The sequence below is a fragment of the Rhodococcus sp. FW305-130 genome (assembly GCF_058788335.1).
In genome coordinates, this window is record NZ_JBYTAP010000009.1 from 111,523 (window position 1) to 134,476 (window position 22,954).

At 60.6% G+C, this 22,954-nt stretch carries 17 protein-coding genes; 14 read left to right on the forward strand and 3 right to left on the reverse strand.

Annotated elements, in window-relative coordinates:
• Positions 1 to 506 precede the first annotated feature (506 nt).
• The 12 genes from AC3WQS_RS25955 (at position 507) to AC3WQS_RS26010 (ending at position 16,172) form a co-directional block, all read left to right on the forward strand.
• On the forward strand, positions 507 to 1,952 hold the full coding sequence (locus tag AC3WQS_RS25955; RefSeq protein ID WP_020906572.1) for a tyrosine-protein kinase domain-containing protein: 1,446 nt from the start codon (positions 507 to 509) through the stop codon (positions 1,950 to 1,952).
• Positions 1,953 to 3,043: 1,091 nt separating this feature from the next.
• Positions 3,044 to 4,567 carry a sugar transferase gene (locus AC3WQS_RS25960; protein WP_269577931.1) on the forward strand — a complete coding sequence of 508 codons (1,524 nt, stop codon included), beginning with the start codon at positions 3,044 to 3,046 and terminating at the stop codon, positions 4,565 to 4,567.
• Positions 4,554 to 5,864 carry an O-antigen ligase family protein gene (locus AC3WQS_RS25965; protein WP_269577930.1) on the forward strand — a complete coding sequence of 437 codons (1,311 nt, stop codon included), beginning with the start codon at positions 4,554 to 4,556 and terminating at the stop codon, positions 5,862 to 5,864. The genes AC3WQS_RS25960 and AC3WQS_RS25965 overlap by 14 nt, the downstream gene beginning before the upstream one ends.
• 1 nt (position 5,865) lies before the next feature.
• Positions 5,866 to 7,077: a glycosyltransferase family 4 protein gene (locus AC3WQS_RS25970; protein ID WP_492713176.1), complete on the forward strand. Its 1,212-nt coding sequence runs from the start codon at positions 5,866 to 5,868 to the stop codon at positions 7,075 to 7,077.
• Complete coding sequence (locus tag AC3WQS_RS25975) at positions 7,074 to 8,285, forward strand: MATE family efflux transporter (RefSeq protein WP_084325748.1); 1,212 nt, start codon at positions 7,074 to 7,076, stop codon at positions 8,283 to 8,285. The genes AC3WQS_RS25970 and AC3WQS_RS25975 overlap by 4 nt, the downstream gene beginning before the upstream one ends.
• Positions 8,282 to 9,178: a glycosyltransferase family 2 protein gene (locus AC3WQS_RS25980; RefSeq protein ID WP_070797264.1), complete on the forward strand. Its 897-nt coding sequence runs from the start codon at positions 8,282 to 8,284 to the stop codon at positions 9,176 to 9,178. Before AC3WQS_RS25975 ends, AC3WQS_RS25980 begins: the two co-directional genes overlap by 4 nt.
• On the forward strand, positions 9,175 to 10,341 hold the full coding sequence (locus tag AC3WQS_RS25985) for a glycosyltransferase family 4 protein (protein WP_197940786.1): 1,167 nt from the start codon (positions 9,175 to 9,177) through the stop codon (positions 10,339 to 10,341). The genes AC3WQS_RS25980 and AC3WQS_RS25985 overlap by 4 nt, the downstream gene beginning before the upstream one ends.
• Before the next feature lie 5 nt (positions 10,342 to 10,346).
• Positions 10,347 to 11,144, forward strand: coding sequence for a WecB/TagA/CpsF family glycosyltransferase (locus tag AC3WQS_RS25990; RefSeq protein WP_019747422.1), 798 nt, complete (start codon positions 10,347 to 10,349; stop codon positions 11,142 to 11,144).
• Positions 11,145 to 11,241: 97 nt separating this feature from the next.
• A complete protein-coding gene (gmd, locus tag AC3WQS_RS25995; RefSeq protein ID WP_452621911.1) occupies positions 11,242 to 12,273 on the forward strand; it encodes a GDP-mannose 4,6-dehydratase in 1,032 nt (343 codons plus the stop codon).
• Entirely contained in the window at positions 12,270 to 13,238 is a 969-nt protein-coding gene (locus AC3WQS_RS26000) for a GDP-L-fucose synthase family protein (RefSeq protein ID WP_029254711.1), read from the forward strand. The genes gmd and AC3WQS_RS26000 overlap by 4 nt, the downstream gene beginning before the upstream one ends.
• Positions 13,239 to 13,291: 53 nt before the next feature.
• Complete coding sequence (locus AC3WQS_RS26005) at positions 13,292 to 14,617, forward strand: UDP-glucose dehydrogenase family protein (protein WP_462376112.1); 1,326 nt, start codon at positions 13,292 to 13,294, stop codon at positions 14,615 to 14,617.
• Positions 14,618 to 14,747: 130 nt separating this feature from the next.
• The gene (locus tag AC3WQS_RS26010) at positions 14,748 to 16,172 is read left to right on the forward strand and encodes a tyrosine-protein kinase domain-containing protein (protein WP_021333832.1); all 1,425 of its coding nucleotides are present in this window, start codon (positions 14,748 to 14,750) and stop codon (positions 16,170 to 16,172) included.
• On the opposite strand, the gene AC3WQS_RS26015 is transcribed toward AC3WQS_RS26010, so the two are convergent.
• Positions 16,144 to 16,668 (reverse strand): arsenate reductase/protein-tyrosine-phosphatase family protein, encoded by a 525-nt coding sequence (locus tag AC3WQS_RS26015; RefSeq protein ID WP_069146129.1) that lies wholly within the window; start codon positions 16,666 to 16,668, stop codon positions 16,144 to 16,146. The genes AC3WQS_RS26010 and AC3WQS_RS26015 overlap by 29 nt on opposite strands.
• Before the next feature lie 108 nt (positions 16,669 to 16,776).
• On the opposite strand from AC3WQS_RS26015, the gene AC3WQS_RS26020 reads away from it, so the two are divergent.
• Positions 16,777 to 18,096 (forward strand): UDP-glucose dehydrogenase family protein, encoded by a 1,320-nt coding sequence (locus AC3WQS_RS26020; protein WP_029254713.1) that lies wholly within the window; start codon positions 16,777 to 16,779, stop codon positions 18,094 to 18,096.
• Between the two features lie 149 nt (positions 18,097 to 18,245).
• Entirely contained in the window at positions 18,246 to 19,922 is a 1,677-nt protein-coding gene (locus tag AC3WQS_RS26025) for a DUF7159 family protein (RefSeq protein WP_232816783.1), read from the forward strand.
• Positions 19,923 to 19,931: 9 nt separating this feature from the next.
• On the opposite strand, the gene AC3WQS_RS26030 is transcribed toward AC3WQS_RS26025, so the two are convergent.
• Together AC3WQS_RS26030 and AC3WQS_RS26035 are read right to left on the reverse strand one after the other, a co-directional pair.
• Positions 19,932 to 21,194, reverse strand: coding sequence for a YibE/F family protein (locus tag AC3WQS_RS26030; RefSeq protein ID WP_019747414.1), 1,263 nt, complete (start codon positions 21,192 to 21,194; stop codon positions 19,932 to 19,934).
• Positions 21,195 to 21,682: 488 nt separating this feature from the next.
• Positions 21,683 to 22,936, reverse strand: a complete 1,254-nt coding sequence (locus tag AC3WQS_RS26035) for a pyridoxal phosphate-dependent aminotransferase (protein WP_019747413.1) — start codon at positions 22,934 to 22,936, stop codon at positions 21,683 to 21,685.
• Positions 22,937 to 22,954 lie beyond the last annotated feature (18 nt).

Consider the following 22,954-nt stretch of genomic DNA (forward strand, 5'->3'; position numbering starts at 1 on the left):
CGATTCGACGCACTGATCGGATGAGATAAGCGTCATGTCTCGGACGTTCCCTTCGGGTGTTGTGGATTCATCGTTGACATTCGTTGTCGGACTTAGGTCCCGAGCGCAGCGCGTGATGAGTGGCCTACGTTGATCATCGGTGCGACGAGATGCGAAGCCGCGGGGTGTATACGGTGGTTGGAGTGGTGAAAAGTGTGATGAGACAGTAAGGTTCAGTTCGGCCCTTCGTGGTGTTCGCTCCCTTGGATTCACGGGATCAGCCGCAGTTCAAGACCTGACAGACCGGGCCGGTGAGGGCGAGGAGTGAGTTGTTCTCACCCTGCATTGTCTTCCGTTCAATGGGATCGTCGTGTCTTTACTCCGCCAGCTTGTTGCCGCGATACGTGGAAGAACGTCAATACGGATGGCTGTCCTGTTCAGACAAGAGCGGGGGTAGTGGCTCGACCGACGGCCGGTGATTACTGCTCGGATGCGCGATACGTATTCGAGCCGAAGGAGATTCGACGATGGATGTACGGGACTACCTGAAGACTTTGCAGGCACGGTGGAAGATAGTCGCTGTCGTTACTGTGGTCGTGATCTTGGGTGCATTAGGTGCCTCGTTGATTGCCACGCCGGTGTACAAGGCGTCTACTCGCCTGTTCGTGTCTACTTCGACCGGAACGACTGTGAACGAGGCATTCCAAGGCAATCAGCTCTCGCAACAGTTGGTCACTTCGTACGCGAGACTCCTCACCGGGGAGACGCTCGCCCAGCGAACAATCGATTCAGTGGGACCAGATCGCCTCGGAGGCCTTTCTGCCGCGGAGCTTTCATCGAAGGTGACGGCCACATCGGCACCGGATACGGTACTTCTCGACCTGAGCGTGCAAGATACGTCGCCAGAGTTGGCCCGCGATATCGCCAATGCGCTCTCGGACGAATTTGTCTTCATGGTCAAGGATCTGAGCACGCCCGTTAACGGCGGCACTGCGCCTGCGCGCGTAGTTGTCGAGCAGCGAGCCCAAACCCCGGTAGAACCGGTATCTCCGAAAACCACGAGGAACGTCGCTCTCGGAGCAGTGATCGGTCTACTGCTGGGGATCGGTCTGGCCGTGTTGCGTGACCGCTTGGACAACACTGTCAAAGAACGCAAGACAGTCGAAGACATCGTTGGTGCTGCGATGGTGGGAACCATTCCGTTCGACAAGGAACGTGAAGTTCATCAAGCGATCAACTTCCACGAGGGCAACTCCGCCAGTGCCGAGGCATACCGTGAACTACGAACCAATCTGCAGTTCTTGGCCGTGGATCGCCCCCCGAGCGTCATCGTCGTCACGAGTTCTCTTCCCTCGGAGGGCAAGACTACGACCGCCGTCAACATTGCACTCGTGCTGGCCGAGGCGGGCAAGAAGGTATGTCTCGTTGAAGGCGACCTTCGCAAGCCGCGTGTTTCGAAGTACCTCGGACTAATCGGAAGTGTCGGCCTGAGTTCGGTCCTGGCCGGGCAAGCAGACCTGGACGATGTGCTTCAAGTGACGAGCAATGCGGACCTGACGGTTCTTGCCTCGGGCCCGATTCCTCCGAACCCGAGCGAATTGCTGGGGACCGACACGGCTCATGCGGTCTTTGCCGATCTGCGCCGAAGGTTCGACTACGTCATCATCGACGCCTCGCCGCTGCTTCCGGTTACGGATGCTGCAGTTCTGTCTGCTCTGGCTGACGGCGCTCTCGTTATTGCTCGTCATGGTTCGACGAAGAGGGAACAGTTGAGCAGGGCGGTGGGCAACCTCCACAGCGTAGGTGCAACGATTCTCGGCACTGTCATCACGATGACTCCGCTGAACGGTCGCGGCGTTTACGAGTACAAGTACTACTACGACTCCGATCCTGTTGTGGCTGATGTAGCTGCGGAAAGTTCAGTCGGTGCCAGGGCACTCAGCGAAGTGCGGGCGCCGTCGACAGTCAACTGAACGGGTCAAGTACTGACCTTTGTTACACCAGCGTCCGCGCTGACGGGCCCCCGAGCAATGCTCGGGGGCCCGTTTTCGTTACAGCGCATCCGCTGGTCTCGGCGGAATTGCGCCGAGCCGAGTTACATCCAACCGATTCGATGTTTCGGAACCTGCCCATGGATGCGGTGAGTGCCCGGCCTGTCAACGTCTGATTCGGTCTGGGTGAGCTGGATCGATTGGGATTCAGCAGTTTACGAACTCAGTCGACGTGCTCTCCTTCCCATAAGTGCCGATGATCATCGGGCCAGTGACATTCGGCAGCAGTCTCCGCGCACTACAGCTTCGGGCCGGCGCTCGGCTCAATTTACGAATAATCCGGTACTGCAATCATTTTCGACTTGCAGATCAACCTATGGTGGGTCTGGCCCAATTCGCTGAATAGTTCGTCTTCAACTATCGCATGACGCTCTCAACGGCGAAGCATCGGACGATTGTCCAGAATTGCCAATCGGCCGGAATGGTGTTGGTTCTATTTGCAGAGCGATTACCAACTGCGTGCTGGTTTCCGTCCAAACGTGGAGTCCAATTGATCAAGGCGATGAAAACTATAGGTACGCAATGGTAATGGTGAGGAATGTTCGCACCCTCCTGCTTAGAGGGTGAATAACTGACCTCAATGCTGGCGTTCGGAAGAAGTTCGGAAAGCGCTATTGCCACACTGTCCGGAATGTGGCAAACTCCTCACTGGTACTGACCAGCTAGCCGAAAAATTGCCAAGACGTGAGTCCTGACAATATCGAGGCTGGCGACGTCAGCGGGCGAGGAGAAATCGCCGATCGTCCTGTGTTTGGGTCGTTAGTGGACTCTGCTTCAATCATGGGGTGTGAGCTGCGGCAATGCCGCATAAATCGACAGTTGGGCCGAGGCCTGACAACAGTCGCCGGGTTAACTGCAAGGCGCACGTAATGCGACCATTCGCACTGAACGCAGCAATGCGGAGCAGTTGCTTCGCTGTCGAAGTTTCGGGATTCGGCAAGGCGGTCCGATGGACCTCGGCCGGCGAACAGCTTCAGGCCGAATTTTGTGCATGGGGAAAGGTTTCTGAACACATGACGGTTCTCGAGATGGCCGCGCCCACGAAAGAACGGCCACAACAACACCGACGAGTAGCGCCCGAGAGGGCTGGTGGAGTTTCCGCACGCAGGAAATGGCAATCTGCGTATCTTCGTCGTCTGGCGATCACCGACACGATCATTGTTGCGGCAGTTGTGTTTCTGGCTCAATGGTGGCGATTCGGTAGCGACGCGGACGTCGTCGACGGCGAAGCGTTCGGCCATTTCAGCTACACCGCACTGTCTTTCGCCCTGATTATCGGCTGGTTCGCCGTATTGAGAGTATTTCGCACCAGATCTCCTCGCGTGATCGGAAGCGGCCCTGAAGAGTACCGATTGATCGCTGTCGGAACGCTCCGCCTGTTCGGACTGATTGCGATCGCCAGCCTTCTCCTTCACCTGGAGATCGCGCGCCTGTACCTCGCCGTGGCGTTTCCGATGGGATTGACCGCCTTGATCGCGAGTCGTTGGATCTGGCGACGGGTGATTGCTCGTGAGCGAGCCCGAGGTGAATTTCGAACTGCCGTACTTGTGGTCGGTGTGCGAGGGGCAGTTGTCGATCTTGCACGCAACCTCGAGCGAGACGATGCCCATGGATACCGAGTCGTCGGAGTCTGCGTACCTGGCTACGGAGGAGACGTGGGCGAAGTTGTCACAGTGAACGGTCGGGACATTCCGGTGCTCGGAGATGAGCACAGTGTCACGGACGCAATCGAACAGGTCGGTGCCGACACGGTGGCAGTGACGGCGTCGGAGCGATTCGGACCGGAAAGGCTGCGCACGTTGGCCTGGGATCTCGAGCGCGATCATGTGGACCTTGTTGTTGCACCAGGGATTCTGGATGTGTCCGGACCGAGACTGTCGATGCGCCCGGTCGCTGGATTTCCGCTGATCCATGTCGAGCGTCCGCGCTATCACGGCGCGCAGAAGTTCACGAAGACGACCTTCGACATCGTCTTCTCGACCGTGGTACTCGCCGTGATCAGTCCGGTGCTTCTGGCGGCTGCGATCGCAGTCAAGCTCACGAGCAAGGGGCCGGTTCTGTACAAGTCCGAGCGGATGGGGTTGGACGGGCAGCCGTTCCCCATGCTCAAGTTCCGCTCGATGGTCCAGAATGCGGATTCTCAAGTCACGGCGCTGATGAAGGAGAACGAAGGCGCCGGAGTGCTTTTCAAGATGCGAGATGATCCGCGTGTGACGACGGTCGGTCGCTTCATGCGTCGGTACTCGATCGACGAGTTGCCCCAGTTCGTCAATGTTCTTCGGCGCGAGATGAGCGTCGTCGGACCGCGGCCACCGCTTCGGCGCGAGGTCGAGATGTACGACGGTGCGGTCAGTCGCCGGCTACTGGTCAAGCCCGGTGTCACCGGTCTGTGGCAAGTCAGCGGACGTTCTGATCTGTCGTGGGAAGACACTGTCCGCCTTGATCTTTCCTACGTCGACAACTGGTCGATGATGGGTGACGTCATGATCGTCGCGAAGACGCTCAAGGCGGTGGTGGGAAGTGATGGCGCCTACTGACAAGAATGCGGCACCGGCGCCTTGCGAAAATGAGGCACCGAACAATCCGCTGATCTTGCGAACGGCATTGGTGATCGCGGTCATCGGCGCGAGCGGAGCCTTTCAGGCCTACACGCAGAAGACAGCGCTCGGATCGTTGCTCGTACACGGTTCGGCTGTTCTCTCGGCGACACTCGCGTTGGTCTACTTCCTCGACCGGCGATACTCACGCAACGCGTCCTGGCCTGTCTTCACGCTTCTGATCGCGGCCGGCGTTCCGGCAACCAGCTGGTACTGGTCGACGTTGCCCCGGAACTCCGTCGTCGCCGGCATCGTCATCGTGTGCCTGGCGATCACGGGAATCATGGTCGCCCGCGAGTTGACCTTCCCGGTGCGAGTGCGGACTGTGGCCGTCACCTTGCTGGTACTACTCGTGCTGTCGCTGATGGTCGTGGTCCTCGATCCTTCGACCGGCATCGATGTGGACACCCGCACTGTTGCCTATCGCGGAATCTTCACGCACAAGAATACTTTGGGCCGAATGGCTGCGATCGAAGTTGTCCTTGTTGCTGTCATGCTCATGCTTCCCGACGTCAAGCGTATTCCGTGGGTGGCGGCGTTGGCTGTTGCCGGCATCGTGTTGTTCGAAGCCCGGAGCCAGACCAGTCTCGTCGCTGCAGGGATTGCGCTGGCGACAGTGCTTGCTCTGAAGTGCCTTCGACGGACACCTAACGTTCGCCTCGCCTCGACGGTGATCATCGGGCTGTACATCGGGGTGTCCGGCGCGATGAAGGTGCTCGGACCCGATGTCGCAGCGCTACTCTCGCGAGATGTCACGTTGACCGGCCGGCTGCATCTCTGGACGGTATCCGAGTACTACGCCGAACAGCGGCCCCTGCTCGGATGGGGCTTCGGCTCGGTCTGGGCACCTGACAGCGTTGTCGGACAGATGATCCGGTCCAAGCTGTCCTTTCCGGCGACCAGCGCGCACAACGGAATGCTCGACATTCGTCTCCAGATCGGTTGGATCGGATTCCTGCTGCTGTTGGCCGGCTATTACCTGCTTCTGAACACGGCGCTCGGGCGAGCTCGCAGCAGAACGGAGTACATCGCCGTCGTCGCGATCATGGTTCTCGTCTTCTCGATGGACTTGACGGAGTCGACGCTCTTCTTCGGCGCCATGTGGCTGATCGCATGGGTCTTCCTGGCGCCGTACGGACCCTCGACGCACCGCTCTCACAGTGCAGGCAACGCCGAATTGTCGATCCGTAGGGGTCGTGCGTACGGGTTCGCTCCGGAGCGAAGAGGAGGTCAGTGAGATGTACAAGTCGTTCGATGTGGCGCGTTCGAAGCCTGAAGTGAACCCGACGTCCGCCGGTGGATCCACGCCGCCGAAAGCCTTGATGTTCCATGCGATCTATCGGAATCCGGGTGGTGAGGAGCAGAGCTTCGCGAACGAATCCAAGCTCCTCGAGTCGATCGGATACGAGACGGTTCAGTGCACCACCGAGAATTCCAAGATCTCCCGGGGACCGTGGGCGGCAGTCACCGCAGTGTTCAGTCCTCGAGTACTCGTCGATGCGTTGCGCATCATTCGTTCGGAGCGACCGGACATCGTCTACGTGAACAATCTCTGGCCGGCGTTCTCGGCTTCGTTGCTCGTGGCCGCACGAACCGCCGCAATTCCTACGTTGCAGGCGGTTCGGAACTATCGCCTGGCCACACCGTCAGCCAAGTTGCGCGCAGATGGCACGTGCACCGAATGCGGTTCCACCAATTACTTCACGAGTTGTGTCCGCAACGGATGCTACGGAAACAGCCGACTGCAGAGCCTTGTCTGCTACCTGAGCGCTGCGGCGGTCAAGCTGAGCGTCTTGGGGTGGAAGCAGCACAGGTTCGTCGCAACGAGCGCAATGACAGCACGTCTGGTCGAGGGACGACTGATCGATTCTGGTCGCGTCGTGGTTCGTCCGAACTTCGGATTCGAAGAAAATGAACCCGAGTTCCGGAGCGCTGATACGGTCGTGTGCGTCAGCCGACTGACACCGGAGAAGGGCGTCCTGGACTTGGTGCGCAACTGGCCGCAGGGCGCTGGAAGTCCCTCGCTCACAGTTCTCGGTGACGGACCGCAGTACGGCGAGATCTCCAGCATAAGCGCAGCTCTCGACAACGTCACGCTGGCCGGATTCACTTCACACGAAGATGTGATCGAGATACTCCGCGACAGTGCGGCGTCCGTGGTGCCGTCTCAGTGGGCAGAACCGTTCGGACGCGTTGCGATCGAGTCGATGTCGGTTGCCACCCCGGTCATCTACGCAACCAGCGGTGCACTCGCGGACATCGTCGGACCGGGCGGAACGCCTCTCCATACCTTGGAAGAGTCGTCGATACGCGAGGCCCTCGACCGAATCTTCGGAGCGGACGACCGATCGGCGATACGCAGATCCGCTTATCGTCACTACTCGAATCGCTTCACATCGCGCAAGGCGGCGACGTCGATGCGTGAGCTCATCAACGAGGTGAGATCGTGAACGATCGCACTCGGTATGTGACATTCATGGCCGATCAAGGGCTTTCGAGCGTCCTCACTTTTGTCGTTCTCACCTCGGTGGCACGACTCGGTGGTCCGATCGAAGTCGGCCAGGTTGCCGTGATTCAATCGGCGGGTCTGTTGGCACTGGCACTGGGGAGAGCGATCGGCGTCGACGTCTGGCTGTCGCGAGGGGCGGGGTCCGACGAGCGTGGACCGGCGTTGGCACCCACGATCGTGCTGGCGGCGGTATCGGTGACATCGGTATGGGCACTGTTCGTGATCGCCGGCTCGGACTCGATGAATCTCACGGTATACGCCTTGGCTGCAGCTGGTTTCGTGGTGTTGGACGTGATACGCACGATGCTGATGCACGACGGTGCGAGTTGGATCTCTGCGTCGATACAGATCGTGACACTCTCGTTCGTCCTTATTGCAGCTTTCCTGGTCGAGAATCTGACACTTGCACTCGTGACCTATACGGTCGGTGTCTTCGTGGCGCTCGCTCTCGGTCACGCATCCATGCGTCTGGTACCGCCGGTGCCGTCGATCAGGTACTCGCGCACTCACCGATACAGATCCGTGCCGTTTGCGATCGAGATATTGATGGGATCAGCTGCGCAGCAGGCGATGTTCTTGATACTCACCGTGGTGGCGTCGATCTCGATGATCGGTGAGATCAGAACTGCCCAGACACTGCTCGGTCCACTGTCCTTGATGTTCGCGGGCATCTCGCCAATTCTGATGCGTAAGTTCGGCAGTGGTGTCGAAGCGATGAGCCCGAGCGAGTGCATGGCACTCGGCCGGCGAGTGGGCTTGCAGATCTTCTGGGTTTCGATCATCTGCGTTTCGCTGATCTGTCTCACGCTCGAGATTCGATTCTCGGGAGTGCGATTGATGGATCATCTGGTCGGGCCGCACTTTCCGAACTTGATACCGGTCATTCTGCTGTGCGGGTTGGCGGTGGCGTTCAACGGGATTCTGCTGGGAGTCGGCACGTCGATCCGCGTCGTGGACAAGACGGGAAACCTCAACAGATTTCGCGCCTTGCTGTTGCCTCTGCAGTTTCTGATCGTTCTCGGGGCGGGACTGACCGACAGCGCCGTACACGTCGCAGGAGCATTGGCCGCGTCGGCGTGCGTCAGCGCGAGCGTCGCACTCCTGGTCTCGATGAACCGTGGCGCCCGACCGAAAGTTGACCTCTCATGAAGAATCCCAGCGGCGTCATAGTGGCGATTCTGACCTTCCGTCGCGAATCGGAACTGGCTGTATGCATCGACAGCGTCCGGGCATCGATCCAGGCTTCCGGTGTCTCCGCCCAGGTCGTAGTAGGCGACAATGATCCGGAATCCACCACGCCGACGTATGTTGCCGACGGGATCGAACGACTGCATCTCGGATTTGGTGGGGTATCTCCGGCGCGACGTGCGCTGGTCGATCTCGCCCGTGCACGAGATCGTCGTTACATCGTCTTCGTCGACGACGACGAGTACGTCGATGTCGACTGGCTGTCGAATCTCCTCACCTGCGCCGCAGATTTCGACGCAGGTGCTGTGGCCGGTCCTGTGATTCCGGTGGGTCTGCCTGCCTCAGAACTTCCATTGCACACTCGCGTTCGCCATTCGACCGGCACCCCGGTTGCGTCTGCAGGCGCTGGAAATCTGTTGTTGGACCTGAAGACTTTGAACGGCTTGAACTTCAGTGACGACTGGGATCTACCTGGCGGCGAGGACACCGAGTTCACGCTCAGGATGAGCGCCGGCGGTGTCCGGTTGTTGTGGTGCGACGAGGCGCTTGCGTACGAACCCGTCGACGAGGATCGGCGTCGGGACTCCTGGCTCTTCGCCCGGTATGTCAACAACGGACGAATCCTCGCGGTCTGTCAGGGACAGCTCGACCTGCCACTGTTGACGGCTCAGAGTGCCAAACGCGCTCTGCTCGTACTCGCGTCGGCGACGTTGATCCCCGTTGCCCTGATCAGTCCACGGATCAAACGCGTGGTTCTCGACCACGGTGCACGCAACATCGGTTGGTTCTCAGAGCGATTCAGCCGCCGCGATTCTCGGAAGTCGCGCGCACAGAGGCTGGTGGTAGCGCGATGACACGGTTGTTGATGACGGCATACGCCTGCGATCCGAATCAAGGGAGTGAATCCGGTGCGGGTTGGGCGCTTCTCTCGGCGGCTTCCGAACTGTGTGAGTCGATCACGGTGGTGACTCGCTCCGGTGAGGCTCCTGCTTTGGAAGCGGAGTGTGAAAAGCTCGGTGGCGAAGTTCGTGTCGTGCGAATAGCGACTTTGACGGCGGAAGAAGCCGGATCGTACGGTCGATACCTCCGATGGCTCTGGCACACTTCACTGTTCGTTCGGCGTGAAGCGGCAAACTTCGACGTCCTGCACCATGCAACTTTCGCCTCCGACTGGCTGCCACCACCGGTGCTGTTCGGTGGAGCCGGCGGCGCACGACTCGTATGGGGGCCTGCCGGGGGCAACACCTACCCGCCGATGCCGCTCGCCAAGCGCATCGGTATGCGGTATCTGGCAACCACGGCAGTTCGAACCTGCTCGACGAAAGCCGTTCGGTCACTGACACATGTCTTCATGGCCGGACGAGTCGACACTTTCATCGCGATGAACTCCGACAGCGGGCGTGGCGCACCGCGGGCACGCAACGTCGTCATCCAACCCAATTGTGTTCTGGACTACGACGGAATCGAGAAGCAAGCGGTACCCAGGCCGAAACGAAGGCTCTTGTTCGTAGGAAGACTGTTGCAGTACAAAGGAATCGACCTGATTCTGGACGCGCTCGAGCATTTGGGCGCCGAGTGGTCCATGACCTTTGTCGGGGAGGGACCCGCCCGCGGGCGGATTGAGAAGTCGCTTCCGTATCGGCGCGGTCAGGTCACGCTTCGCGGGTGGCTCGACAGATCGGAAGTGGTGGGCGAGATGGGGGCCTCCTCCGTTCTGCTCTTCCCGAGCATGCACGATTCGGGCGGCTGGGTGGCGGCCGAAGCGGCTGCGGTGGGCCTCCCGGTGGTCTGTTTGGATCTCGGCGGTGTGCCGACACTGGCCGGTAGTAACGCCGTGGCGATCCCGGTTGCTCCGGCCTCGACTCTCGCCTCTCGTATCGCTCGATCGGTTGTCGAGACAGAACTTTCTTTCTTTGAACCGCAGCGTGATTGGACTCGATCTCGGTTGACATCGGTCTTGTCGCGCAGTTACGGCCAGTGCAATGAACGTCAACAAACGAACTCGAAGAAGTGGTGAGACAGATGAGCAGTCCGTTCGAGGTCATCGAGGTGGGTGGCATTCCGTTTGCCGCGACCAATCTCGAGGGAGCTACCGATTGGGTAGTCAACGACAGACGAGAGGGAGCGGGAACCGGAGTCTCCGTGAGGTTGTCGAATTCCTACTGCGTGTCGGCGGCGCACAGCGATCGCGACTACTCCGCGGTTTTGAAGGGTCCCGGTGTGAACTTCGCAGACGGAACCCCGGTCAACTGGGTGATGCGCCTGATCGGCGGCACCGCTTCCGATCACGTCGGTGTTCGACCAGTCCGGGGTCCGTCGTTCTTCGAGGCCACCCTGGACAAGGGGCGCCGCTACGGCCTTCGTCACCACTTTGTCGGCACGACAGAAGAGACGTTGAGCCTCTTGACGGATCGAGTCGAGGAGTTATACCCGGGCATCGAGGTGGCTGGCACTTATGCCCCGCCGTTTGCCGCGTTCAGCAAGGAGTTCGTCGATGACATCATCACGAAGGTCGGTCCGTCGGCCCCGGACATCGTGTGGGTCGGCCTGGGAGCTCCGAAGCAGGATTTTGTCACGAAGGCGATAGCGGATCGAACCGACTACGTGGCCGTCGGTGTCGGCGCGGCCTTCGACTTCTTGGCCGGAACTGTCTCGGAGGCACCATCTTTCGTTCAGAACTCGGGTTTCGAGTGGCTGTATCGACTTGCATCGGAACCCAAACGTCTGTGGCGGCGCTACCTGTTCGGTAACTCGACATTTGTTCGGTTGGCATCGCGTGACATTCGAAAGTTCCTCGGCCGTTCGGGGGGACGCACATGAGCGAGATCAAGACTGCCGGGCGATTCGGAGGAATACGGACCACAACCGTGGTTTCGCAACTATCAGGCGGGCTGTCCCGCAACGGAAGGAACGCAGGATGAAACGCGCACTGATTACCGGAATCACGGGACAGGACGGCTCTTACCTCGCCGAGTTGCTGCTCTCCAAAGGCTACGAAGTTCACGGACTGATCCGTCGATCGTCGACGTTCAATACTTCGAGGATCAACCACATCTATGTGGACCCCCACCATGCGGATGCACGGCTTTTCCTTCACTACGGTGACCTCAGTGACGGAGCGCGCCTGGTGACGCTGCTCGCGCAGATCAAACCGGACGAGGTATACAACCTCGCTGCGCAGTCTCACGTCAGAGTCAGCTTCGACGAACCCGAACACACGGGGAACACGACAGGCGTCGGGTCGATCCGACTACTGGAGGCGGTTCGGATGGCCGGACTCGACTGCCGGTTCTACCAGGCGTCGAGCTCTGAGATGTTCGGTGCCACACCACCGCCGCAGAACGAGGAGACACCGTTCTATCCACGCTCGCCCTACGGTGCGGCGAAGGTGTACTCGTACTGGATCACCAAGAACTACCGTGAGGCGTACGGAATCTTCGCGGTGAACGGAATTCTGTTCAATCACGAGTCCCCCAGGCGCGGTGAGACGTTCGTGACGCGCAAGATCACGCGGGCGGTCGCACGTATCAAGGCCGGGATCGAGGATCATCTGTACATGGGTAATCTCGATGCGATACGCGATTGGGGGTACGCGCCGGAGTATGTCGAGGGAATGTGGCGCATGCTGCAGGTCGACGAGCCTGAGGATTTTGTGCTGGCCACCGGTGGCAACTACTCGGTGCGCGACTTCCTCACAGTCGCTTTCGAACACGCAGGTCTGAACTGGGAGAACCACGTTCGATTCGACGAACGGTATCTTCGGCCGACCGAGGTGGACGCACTGATCGGGGATCCGAGCCATGCCGAGCGCAAACTCGGTTGGAAGGCCGGCGTGCACACACCCGAACTGGCCCGGATCATGGTCGATGCAGACATCGAAGCGCTCGAACATGAAGGGCGCCCGTGGATCGACACTCCGGCACTTCCCGACTGGTTGGCGACGCGATGAGTGATTCATTCGCAGCGCGACCACTCGATCGGGGCGCACCGTTCTACGTGGCTGGACACCGAGGTTTGGTCGGCTCTTCGGTGTGGCGAAAACTGGAATCTGCCGGCTTCTCACGGTTGCTCGGACAGACCTCCGCCGAACTCGATCTGCGTGAGCGGGAAGCTGTTTTCGATTTTTTCGCCCGCGAAAAGCCGACCAACGTGATCCTTGCAGCAGCAAAAGTTGGTGGGATTGCGGCGAACAGCACGTTCCTCGTCGACTTCCTGTCGGAGAATCTTCGTATCCAGGTGAACGTGCTCGACGCTGCCCTTGCACACGGCGTCGAGCGTCTCCTGTTCCTCGGATCATCGTGCATCTACCCGAAATTGGCGCCGCAGCCGATCAAGGAGGAATACCTGCTCACCGGGCATCTCGAGCCGACCAACGACGCCTATGCAATAGCAAAGATTGCGGGAATACTCCATGTTCAAGCTGCCAGGCGGCAGCATGGTCGATCCTGGATCTCGGCGATGCCCACCAACCTGTACGGCCCGGGAGACAATTTCTCGCCGCGTGGATCGCATGTACTTCCCGCCCTCGTTCGGCGCTACGACGAGGCGCAGTCATCCGCAGTGCCGTTGGTTGTCAACTGGGGGAGTGGCAATCCTCGACGTGAATTTCTGCATGTCGACGATCTGGCGTCGGCGTGTCTGCATCTGCTCGACAACTACGACGGTGCATCGCACGTCAACGTGGGAACCGGCGAGGACCACACAATTCGTGAGATCGCTTCGATGGTCGCCGACGAGGTCGGATACACCGGCGAGACGCGGTGGGACACCTCGAAGCCTGACGGAACAATGCAGAAACTTCTGGACGTGAGCATGATTCGTGAACTCGGATGGCGGCCGACAATCGGATTGCGCGAAGGAATCGCGTCGACGGTCTCGTGGTACCGAGACAACATCGGTGCCGTGCGCACCTGAATTACCCATCCCATCAACACTTCACACACTGTCGAGAAAGCAGATCGAGCAACATGAGCACTCGCATAGCAGTTTTCGGCACGGGATACCTGGGCGCGACACACGCGGCGTGTATGGCCGAACTCGGTCACGAGGTCCTCGGAGTGGATGTCGACGCGGCAAAGCTTGAGAAACTGGCAGCAGGGGAAGTTCCTTTCTACGAGCCAGGTTTGGGCGAGGTCCTACGACGAAACATCGATCGAGGAAGGCTGAAGTTCACGTCGTCTTACGAGGAAGCCGCTGAATTTGCGGACGTGTTCTTCCTCGGGGTCGGTACGCCGCAGAAGAAGGGTGAGTTCGCCGCTGACATGGTCTACGTGGATGCCGTGATCGAAACTCTGGCACCGCTGCTCACCAAACCCGCGGTCATCTTCGGGAAGTCCACGGTGCCGGTGGGAACCGCGGAACGGCTCGGTAAGCGCGCGCGGGAACTGGCACCGGTTGGTGACGGCGTCGAAGTCGCATGGAATCCCGAGTTTCTGCGCGAGGGGTTTGCCGTCCAGGACACATTGCATCCAGATCGTCTGGTGCTCGGGGTCGACCGCGGTCGACACGGTCGCGCGGAATCTGCTGCGCGCGAGGTTTATGCAGACCTCCTCGATGAGGGAATTCCCTTTCTCGTCACGGACCTCGCTACGTCCGAGTTGGTCAAAGCGTCAGCGAATGCATTCCTGGCCACGAAAATCTCGTTCATCAACGCGATTTCCGAAGTGTGCGAGGCTGCTGGCGCCGACGTCACAGTGCTCGCCGACGCGATCGGGTACGACGTTCGGATCGGACGTCGATTCCTCAACGCGGGAATTGGTTTCGGCGGCGGTTGCCTACCCAAGGACATCCGTGCCTTCATGGCTCGCGCCGGTGAACTCGGTGCCGACCAAGCACTGACGTTCCTACGCGAAGTCGACAACATCAACATGCGCAGACGGACACGCATGGTCGAACTGGCGCGGGAGGCATGCGGATCGCTTCTCGGTGCGAGAGTCGCAGTTCTGGGTGCCGCGTTCAAACCGGACTCGGACGACGTTCGTGATTCGCCGGCGCTCAACGTCGCGGGTCAGATTCAGCTTCAAGGCGCAGCAGTGAACGTGTACGACCCGAAGGCCATGGACAATTCGCGTGCGCTGTTCCCGACGTTGACCTATTCGGCAAATGCGTTGGAGGCGTGCGAAGGCGCCGATGTCGTCCTGGTGTTGACCGAGTGGCCCGAATTTTTGAAGTTGCATCCGTCCGATCTCGATGCAGTCGTTCGCAAGAAGGTGATCGTCGACGGGCGCAATTGCCTTTCCCCCGACGAGTGGCGAGGCGCAGGTTGGAACTACCGCGGACTGGGACGCCCGTGAGCACAGGACGTTTCGTCCGTCGCAGCTGATCGATATCGAAATTGAGAAAGCCCGGTTCGCCCTCGCGGTCTGACCGGCAAAGACCGCTCAGACCCGCAGTGGACATGCGTGAGCCGAAGGAGACATCAAGATGGAAATTGTCGACTACCTGAAGATATTGCAAGCCAGATGGCGAATAGTCGCTGCTGTAACCGTGCTCGGAATCCTGGGAGCCCTTTGCGCTTCTCTTCTTTCGACGCCCGTTTACCAGGCCTCGACGAGGCTGTTCGTTTCGACGTCGGCGGGTACCTCGGTCAACGAGGCACTGCAGGGCAGTCAACTTTCACAGCAGCGAGTTCTGTCCTATACAAAACTCCTGACCGGCCGGACACTTGCGCAGCGGACGATCGACGAACTGGGACCGAGGGTGGTCGGCGGGATGTCGGCTGAAGAGTTGGCCTCCAAGGTCACTGCGACGTCGGCGCCCGACACTGTGTTGATCGACCTCGGAGTCAAGGATCCTTCACCGGAGCTCGCGCGAGAGATCGCAAATACTCTGTCGTCCGAATTCGTCGCACTGGCAAAGGAACTGGAGACGCCCGAGAACGGCGGAACGCCGCCTGCACGTGTGGTCGTCGAGCAACAGGCCCAAGAGCCGTCTGTTCCCGTTTCGCCCAAGACTTCGCGCAATCTCGCTCTCGGAGCAGTGGCGGGACTGGTGTCGGGAATCGCGCTTGCGTTGATTCGCGATCGACTCGACAACACGGTGAAGGATCGTCGAACGGTGGAAGAGATTGCGGGTGCGGCGATGGTGGGCACGATCCCGTTCGACAAAGTCGTCGAAGTCAACCATGCGATCACTTTCAGTGACGGAAATTCCGTGAGTGCCGAAGCCTTCCGTGAATTGCGCACCAACCTTCAGTTCCTCGAGGTGGATCATCCACCGCGTGTCATTGTCGTCACGAGTTCGCTTCCCTCCGAGGGTAAGACGACGACCGCCGTGAACATCGCTCTTGTCTTGGCGGAGGCCGGTAAGTCAGTGTGCCTGATGGAAGGCGACCTCCGGAAGCCGCGAGTGTCGAAGTATCTGGGGTTGATCGGAAGCGTCGGCGTCAGTTCGGTGCTCTCCGGTCAAGCGACGCTGGACGATGTGCTTCAGCCGACCGAATTCGACGGGCTGACAGTGCTCGCCTCCGGACCGATCCCGCCGAACCCGAGCGAACTACTCGGCACGGACACGGCCAAACATGTTCTCGATGAACTGCGGGCGCGATACGACTACGTCATCATCGACGCCTCGCCGTTGCTACCCGTCACGGATGCCGCGGTCCTGGCCGCGATGTCGGACGGTGCCCTGGTGATCGCCCGACACGGCTCCACGAAGCGCGATCAACTGGCGCGCGCGGTCGGAAACCTACAGAGTGTGGGTGCACACGTCCTGGGCACTGTCATCACGATGACGCCGTCTCGCGGACGCAATGCGTACGAGTACAGCTACTACTACGAGTCGGACAAGTCGCTACCGCAGTTGACCGCGGTGCCCGCGCTCAGCGCTCACCGAAGCGAAGTCGGCTGAGCAGCGGGCCGAGGAGATCAGCGATCTCAAGTCCGATCTCGTGAAACACGTTCTCTTCCTTACCCATCGGATCCATGACGTCCTCGGGTTCGGCGGCACGAAATCGGGGCCTGGCGGCGGCGAGGTCCTCGACAGTTCGTGCATCTGCGAGCGAGCCCAATCGTGCGGCTTCTCGAAGTGTGAACGTGCGCTTGAGCCGCGCCGGAGCCATCGCCAGGACTTTGTCTCGCTGACTTTCGGTCATCGTGAGGATGAGGTCGGCGTCCGAGGCCAGCGCTGTTGTCATGCGTCGGGCTTGAAACTCCGTGGGGTCGCCGCCGAGCCCCGCGAGAACCCTCGCAGCAGTCGGCTCGATCGGGTGTCCGACCATCGCCCGGGTTCCGGCACTCGACGCGGTGAATCCGGAAACTCCGGCTTCGGCGGCATAAGCACGTGCAAGGCGTTCGCCAGTGGGTGATCGGCAGATGTTTCCCGTACAAACGAAGAGAACGTGCATGGCAGAAGCATAGGTTGCACGCGCGACGCACTCGTCGTACGCCCGATGTTGGTTTCGCGCCCACCTGGCGTACGCGTTTCGGAAAGTTCGGACGCATACCAACAACACATGAAGATGACCGTGTTCGGAACGGGATACCTGGGGGCGACCCACGCAGTGTGTATGGCCGAACTTGGTCACGACGTGCTGGGAGTCGACATCGACCAGTCCAAGGTCGACAAGTTGTCTCGTGGGGAGGTCCCGTTCTTCGAGCCGGGTCTGACCGACATGCTCGAGAAGAATCTGGCGTCGGGTCGGCTGCAGTTCACGACTTCCTACGCCGATGCCGCGGATTTTGCCGACATCCATTTTGTCGGTGTGGGGACGCCCCAGAAGAAGGGGGAGTACGCCGCAGATCTCAGTCATGTTCATTCGGTGATCGACATGTTGGCGCCGTTGTTGCGAAAGCCTTCGCTGATAGTCGGGAAGTCGACGGTGCCGGTAGGCACGGCAGCGGCTCTCGGCGAGCGACTCCGAGCGACTGCGCCGGCGGGTGGCTCGGTAGAGGTGGCCTGGAATCCGGAGTTCCTGCGTGAAGGACACGCGATCGCGGATACCTTGAGCCCTGACCGGTTGGTTCTGGGGATCGATCGTGACCGGCCGGGAAACGCCGAAGGCGTTCTTCGCGAGGTGTATGCCGAGATACTGGGCGCGGGGGTGCCGTTCCTCGTGACCGATCTGGCGACGTCCGAGTTGGTCAAGGGATCTGCGAACGCGTTTCTCGCGACCAAGGTGTCCTTCATCAATGCGATTGCGGAGGTGTGCGAGGCGACCGGCGCCGACGTCACGATGTTGGCCGACGCTCTCGGGTACGACGCTCGGATCGGTAGACGGTTCCTCAATGCGGGCTTGGGGTTCGGCGGTGGGTGCCTGCCGAAGGACATTCGGGCGTTCATGGCACGCGCCGGGGAATTGGGTGTCGACCAGGCTCTGTACTTCCTCCGCGAGGTAGACAGCATCAACATGCGACGACGCACAAAAGCTGTGGAGCTGGTGACGGCAGCCTGCGAAGGCAGTTTGCTGGGAGCTAACGTCTCGGTTCTGGGGGCCGCGTTCAAGCCCGAATCCGACGATGTGCGCGATTCGCCTGCGCTCAACGTTGCAGGAATGATGCAGTTGCACGGGGCAGCGGTCACCGTTTTCGATCCGAAGGCCATGGACAATTCTCGCCGACTGTTTCCCACCCTTCACTATGCAACCTCCACGTCAGAAGCTTGCAGAAATGCTGATGTGGTCTTGATCGCCACGGAATGGGACGAGTTCGCCTCACTCGTGCCCGGCGATTTGGAACCACTCGTTCGGCGGCGGGTGATCGTTGACGCCAGAAATTGCCTCGATCCGGACCTGTGGCGCGGCGCCGGTTGGAACTACCGCGGATTGGGGCGGTAGGTCGACCGTCCAGGTTGCGAAAAAATAGCTGTGAGAAGGCCTTAGGTGAGATGCGCGAACCTCGCAGACCATGCCCAGTGGGTAGACTTCCGGCCGGGGAATGACGGGGTCTGCTGACGGAACCCGTCGCCGGTCGACGAAGGTGGATCATGAACTTGGTTTTGGGTGTGACGGTGGGAGCCAGCGCTGTGCGTTTGGCGCGCCCGGGGACGCCCGACCACAGTGGTCCGGTGTTCCGATCCAGAGCGGTCGATCGCGGTCGTGAGATTCCGGAGGAAGTCGCAGCGGAGGCAACCGGCGTGGCCTTGACCGAGAATGCCGATCTCGGCAGCAATACGGTCGTCGCCTACCGGGATCAAGCGCAGGCCGGAGCACTCCAAACAGCGTTCGAACAGAAAGGCATCGACAACTTCGAGCTGGTTCCCGAAGTAGTCGCGACGCTTCGAATGCTCGAGGAGTCCGGTGCGCTGACCGACCAGAGCACACTCGTCGTCGTCGACATCGGTAGTTCTGGATCGACGATCAGCATTGTGGACAGGCAGATGCGGTCTACCGTCGTCACCGCCCGGTCGACGCGGGTCAGCGGAGATCACTTCGACGAGCTCGTCTACTCGGATCAGACCGTGCGTCGCCGTATAGCTACGCCGGCCGACCCGGGTGGCGATGCAGAACTGCAGGCGCGATGCCGACTCGCGAAGGAACAGCTGTCCTCACGAAGTGCGGTGTGCCTGCCCGGGCCCGGCGGGCTTCTCCTGCTGTCGCGGGAAGTTTTCGATTCGTTGGTCGTCACGTCGGTGGAGGCCTTCGCACGCGAGATACGAGAGGTCATCGCAACGTCCGGCCGTAACCCCGACGCGATTCTCCTGATCGGTGGCGGTGCACGCATTCCGATCGTGCGGGCGACCCTCGCCGCGTGGCTGGAGTGCCCCCTCATCGCGCCCGAGCAGCCGGAACTCGTGACTGCGCAAGGCGCTGCGCTGATCGCGGAGTCGTCGATGACGCCATCGGCGCGCGCGGTATCTGCCCCGGTTCAGGTTCCGGCTGTAGCGCCGATCTTTGCGCCGTATCCGATCCACACCCCGGCGGAGGTACCCGTTCCGGTTCAGGCGTTCAGCCACGGAGGGGTCGCAACGCTCGCGCAATCGGAGCGGCCGAATGCCTTGTCCGAAGCCGCTTCCGGCACGAAGTCCGTTCCGCAGGAACAGGTGCCGAGCCCTTACGCGGCGGAACTGCCTCAGCCGCGACCGAACCGACACGAGCAACGATTCGATCCGGCCGCAGATCTCGCGGTCGCCGACAGTGACCAGGCCACGGACGGATTCGGCACAGAACATGACGCCGACACCGAGGCTGTGATGGTTGACGCCCAGGCGTACTCGGCGATGTACGAAGGCGAGGCACCCGGGGCAGGAACCGCACACCCGTCCTGGCTCGCCGGGACACAACCCGTCGAATCGACATCCAAAGAGCCGAGAAACCCGCTACGGTTCGCTGGCCTCGGCGCCGGTGTGATCGCGGCGATCGTGATCGTGGGGTTGGGATTGGGCTACGGAGGAAAGGTCTTCGATTCCGAGGATGCCGGACCCGTGGCAACCGAGGTGACTACGCCGCCGCCGACGACCACGACTACCCCGCCGCCTACGACCACAACGACCCCGCCCCCGACGACGACGGAGGAAGCCCCTCCGGTCGTCGAGGCTCCGCCAGTCGTGCAGGACACTTACGTGCCGCCCGCGCCCGCTCCCGCGCCGCCACCGCCCGCGATCTACATCCCGGGGCTTCCGCCGATTCTGTTACCGGTTCTCCCACCGATTCCCGGACTCTGAGGCTCGTTTTCAGCGTTTGGAGTGTCGGCCACCTGACGTGGGGCCGGCCTTGACCGCACTACCGGGTGGCCGAGCCAGAATCACAGCGATAGCAGTAGTGAGCGGAACAGATAGAGCCAGAGCAATCCCGCCGACCGCGGACCGTACGATTTCGATCGCTACAGCGTCACCGACCAGGACGTCCTGAAGAGGGCGCCCGCTGACGCTGAAAAGCAGAAGCAGCGGCAACGCCCCGCCGGCGTACGCGAGAACCAAGGTGTAGACCGTGCTGGCGATGTGATCGCGTCCGACCCGCATCGCCCCGCTGAACACCTTTCGGCGGGGTGCGTGCTTGTCGAGTTCGGCCAACTCGAATGCCGAAGATGCCTGGGTGATGGTGACGTCGTTGAGAACACCGAGCGATCCGATGATGAAGCCCGCCAGCAGCAGGCCCGTGATGTCGATGTGCTCGATGTATGTCTGCACATTGGTGTTCTGCTCTTCGGACAATCCCGTGAGGTGCGTCAGTTCGATACAGAGGTAGGAGAGAACGGCAGCGAGCACCATCGCGGCAAGGGTGCCGAGCAAAGCCGAACTGGTCTTGAGTGAGACACCGTGCGCCAGATAGAGAACCGCGTACAAGATCACCGCGCCGGCGACCAGTGCAACCGGTATCGCAGGCTTACCGTCGAGCAATGCGGGCAGAAGAAACCCGACGACGACGCCGAAGGCGATCACCAGACCGACAAGAGCCCGCAATCCGCGCCACCGCGCAACGGCGATGATGACGACGGCAAACGCGATGACGATCAACGCCAGCGGGAGTCCACGCGAATAGTCTTCGAAGGAGTACTGCGTGTTTCCGTTCGGGTCGGTCTGACGCACCAGGCGAATGTGGTCACCGACCCGTAGATCCGGTTGTCCGGCACCCGGGATGATCTCGAGGAGTGTCTTCGTTCCGGCATTCGGCCCGGACTCGATATCGACGATACTGCGCTGGCACTGATAGGCGGAGGTGGGTGGCGGTTGCGGTGCACCGACGAATACCCTTCCGGCGGAGGAACTTCCGCAGTCGCCGAGATCCTGCATCGTGACGGTGCCCGCCTCGGTCTCCACCGAACTGCCGTCGGCGTTCTGAAAGGGGAGCGGGACGGGAATGGTGTTCTTGTCCGGCCACAGCGCGATAGCTGCCGCGACGACAACCATGCCGATGACGACGAGCAAGCCTATGACGACGCGTGATGCGGTGGGGCCGATCTGGATGGGGCCACCGTGGCCGTGGCCGTGACTCATCGGAAACTGAGTGTCGGACTGGGGATTTGCACCGGTGCAATGTTATCGGCTCCGAAGCGAATGGTCAGCTTCTGCGGATAGTGTCGATCGACGACAGCGTCGGCACAGGTGATTTCCGGGAAAGAGGCGAAACTGGGATTGGTCGAGCTGGGTGGCGGGGAACAGGGGGGGTTGTCCCCGCCACCAACCTGGTATCCACAGGGGGGGGAGGGATACCAGGTGCTCGCGGCACCGAAGTGCTGATAACCAATGTACCCAATTTCAATCGGGTTTGGCGCGTTGTCCAACTACCAATTTCACGACGAATCACGTACCGGTTGGACCGTTTTCGCATCAGGGCAGGTCACTAAATAGTTAAAGTGTCAATCAAACCGCCTGGTATGCGAATGTTGTGACGAAGGTCTCACAAATACCCCGCACTTTTACGTTTACGGGGTATTTGTACAACGAATTGTTTACCTGATTTTGCCCGATTCGACGGGCCGAAATCACTGCTTGTAACTGGTGAGGAAGTTGCCGAATCGCTCGATGGCCACGGCGAGATCCCGGGCCCACGGAAGGGTGACGATCCGAAGGTGATCGTGGTTCGGCCAATTGAATCCGGTGCCTTGAACCATCAGGATCTTCTCCTGGAGAAGCAGGTCCTGAACCAACTTCTCGTCGTCGTGGATCTCGTAGACGTTCGGATCCAGACGAGGGAACGCGTAGAGCGCGCCGCGGGGTTTCACACACGAAACACCCGGAATCATGTTCAATCGCTCCCACGCGACGTCGCGCTGCTCGAGCAGGCGGCCGCCGGGCAGGATCAGGTCTTCGATGCTCTGGTGTCCGCCGAGGGCGACCTGAATGGCGTGCTGTCCGGGGACGTTGGGGCACAGGCGGGTCGACGCCAAGAGGTCGAGTCCCTCGAGGAAGCCGGCGGCGTGATCCTTCGGGCCCGTGATCGCGACCCAGCCGGAGCGGTAGCCGGCGACGCGGTAGGCCTTCGAGAGGCCGTTGAACGTCAGGCACAGCAGGTCCGGGGCAAGCGTTGCCAGCGAGATGTGCTTTGCGTCGTCGTAGAGGATCTTGTCGTAGATCTCGTCGGCGAGCAGCAGAAGCTGATGCTTGCGTGCCAGATCGACCAACTGCTGCAGAACCTCCATGGAGTACACCGCACCCGTGGGGTTGTTCGGGTTGATGACGAGGAGAGCCTTGGTCTTGTCGGTGATCTTGGATTCGATATCGGCGATATCGGGATTCCAGTCGTTGGCCTCGTCGCAGAGATAGTGGACGGGCGTGCCTCCGGACAAGCTCGTCATCGCAGTCCACAGCGGGTAGTCGGGCGCTGGGATCAGAACCTCGTCGCCGTTGTTGAGGAGGGCCTGCATGGTCATCGTGATCAGCTCGGAAACACCGTTACCGAGGTAGATGTTGTCGACGTCGAGCTCGGGGAAGCCGGGAACCAGCTCGTAACGCGTCACGATTGCGCGCCGCGCCGACAGAATGCCCTTCGACTCCGAATAGCCCTGCGCATAGGGCAGGGCGGCGATCATGTCGCGCATGATCACATCGGGAGCATCGAATCCGAACGGTGCCGGGTTGCCGATGTTGAGCTTGAGGATCCGGTGTCCTTCCGCCTCCAACCGGGCGGCATGCGCGTGCACCGGCCCACGGATTTCGTACAGGACGTTCTGGAGCTTCGACGACTGCTCCAGCTCGCGCTGCGGCTGACGATGGCGGACGGGTTCTGGTGTGCTCACGAGTTACATGATTCCACC

Excerpts from the sequence above, each read along its gene's own strand:
- AC3WQS_RS25955 (WP_020906572.1), top strand. The coding sequence starts at position 507 with ATGGATGTACGGGACTACCTGAAGACTTTGCAGGCACGGTGGAAGATA.
- AC3WQS_RS25960 (WP_269577931.1), top strand. The coding sequence starts at position 3,044 with ATGACGGTTCTCGAGATGGCCGCGCCCACGAAAGAACGGCCACAACAA.
- AC3WQS_RS25965 (WP_269577930.1), top strand. The coding sequence starts at position 4,554 with ATGGCGCCTACTGACAAGAATGCGGCACCGGCGCCTTGCGAAAATGAG.
- AC3WQS_RS25970 (WP_492713176.1), top strand. The coding sequence starts at position 5,866 with ATGTACAAGTCGTTCGATGTGGCGCGTTCGAAGCCTGAAGTGAACCCG.
- AC3WQS_RS25980 (WP_070797264.1), top strand. The coding sequence starts at position 8,282 with ATGAAGAATCCCAGCGGCGTCATAGTGGCGATTCTGACCTTCCGTCGC.
- AC3WQS_RS25985 (WP_197940786.1), top strand. The coding sequence starts at position 9,175 with ATGACACGGTTGTTGATGACGGCATACGCCTGCGATCCGAATCAAGGG.
- AC3WQS_RS25990 (WP_019747422.1), top strand. The coding sequence starts at position 10,347 with ATGAGCAGTCCGTTCGAGGTCATCGAGGTGGGTGGCATTCCGTTTGCC.
- gmd (WP_452621911.1), top strand. The coding sequence starts at position 11,242 with ATGAAACGCGCACTGATTACCGGAATCACGGGACAGGACGGCTCTTAC.
- AC3WQS_RS26000 (WP_029254711.1), top strand. The coding sequence starts at position 12,270 with ATGAGTGATTCATTCGCAGCGCGACCACTCGATCGGGGCGCACCGTTC.
- AC3WQS_RS26005 (WP_462376112.1), top strand. The coding sequence starts at position 13,292 with ATGAGCACTCGCATAGCAGTTTTCGGCACGGGATACCTGGGCGCGACA.
- AC3WQS_RS26010 (WP_021333832.1), top strand. The coding sequence starts at position 14,748 with ATGGAAATTGTCGACTACCTGAAGATATTGCAAGCCAGATGGCGAATA.
- AC3WQS_RS26015 (WP_069146129.1), bottom strand. The coding sequence starts at position 16,668 with ATGCACGTTCTCTTCGTTTGTACGGGAAACATCTGCCGATCACCCACT.
- AC3WQS_RS26020 (WP_029254713.1), top strand. The coding sequence starts at position 16,777 with ATGAAGATGACCGTGTTCGGAACGGGATACCTGGGGGCGACCCACGCA.
- AC3WQS_RS26025 (WP_232816783.1), top strand. The coding sequence starts at position 18,246 with ATGAACTTGGTTTTGGGTGTGACGGTGGGAGCCAGCGCTGTGCGTTTG.
- AC3WQS_RS26030 (WP_019747414.1), bottom strand. The coding sequence starts at position 21,194 with ATGAGTCACGGCCACGGCCACGGTGGCCCCATCCAGATCGGCCCCACC.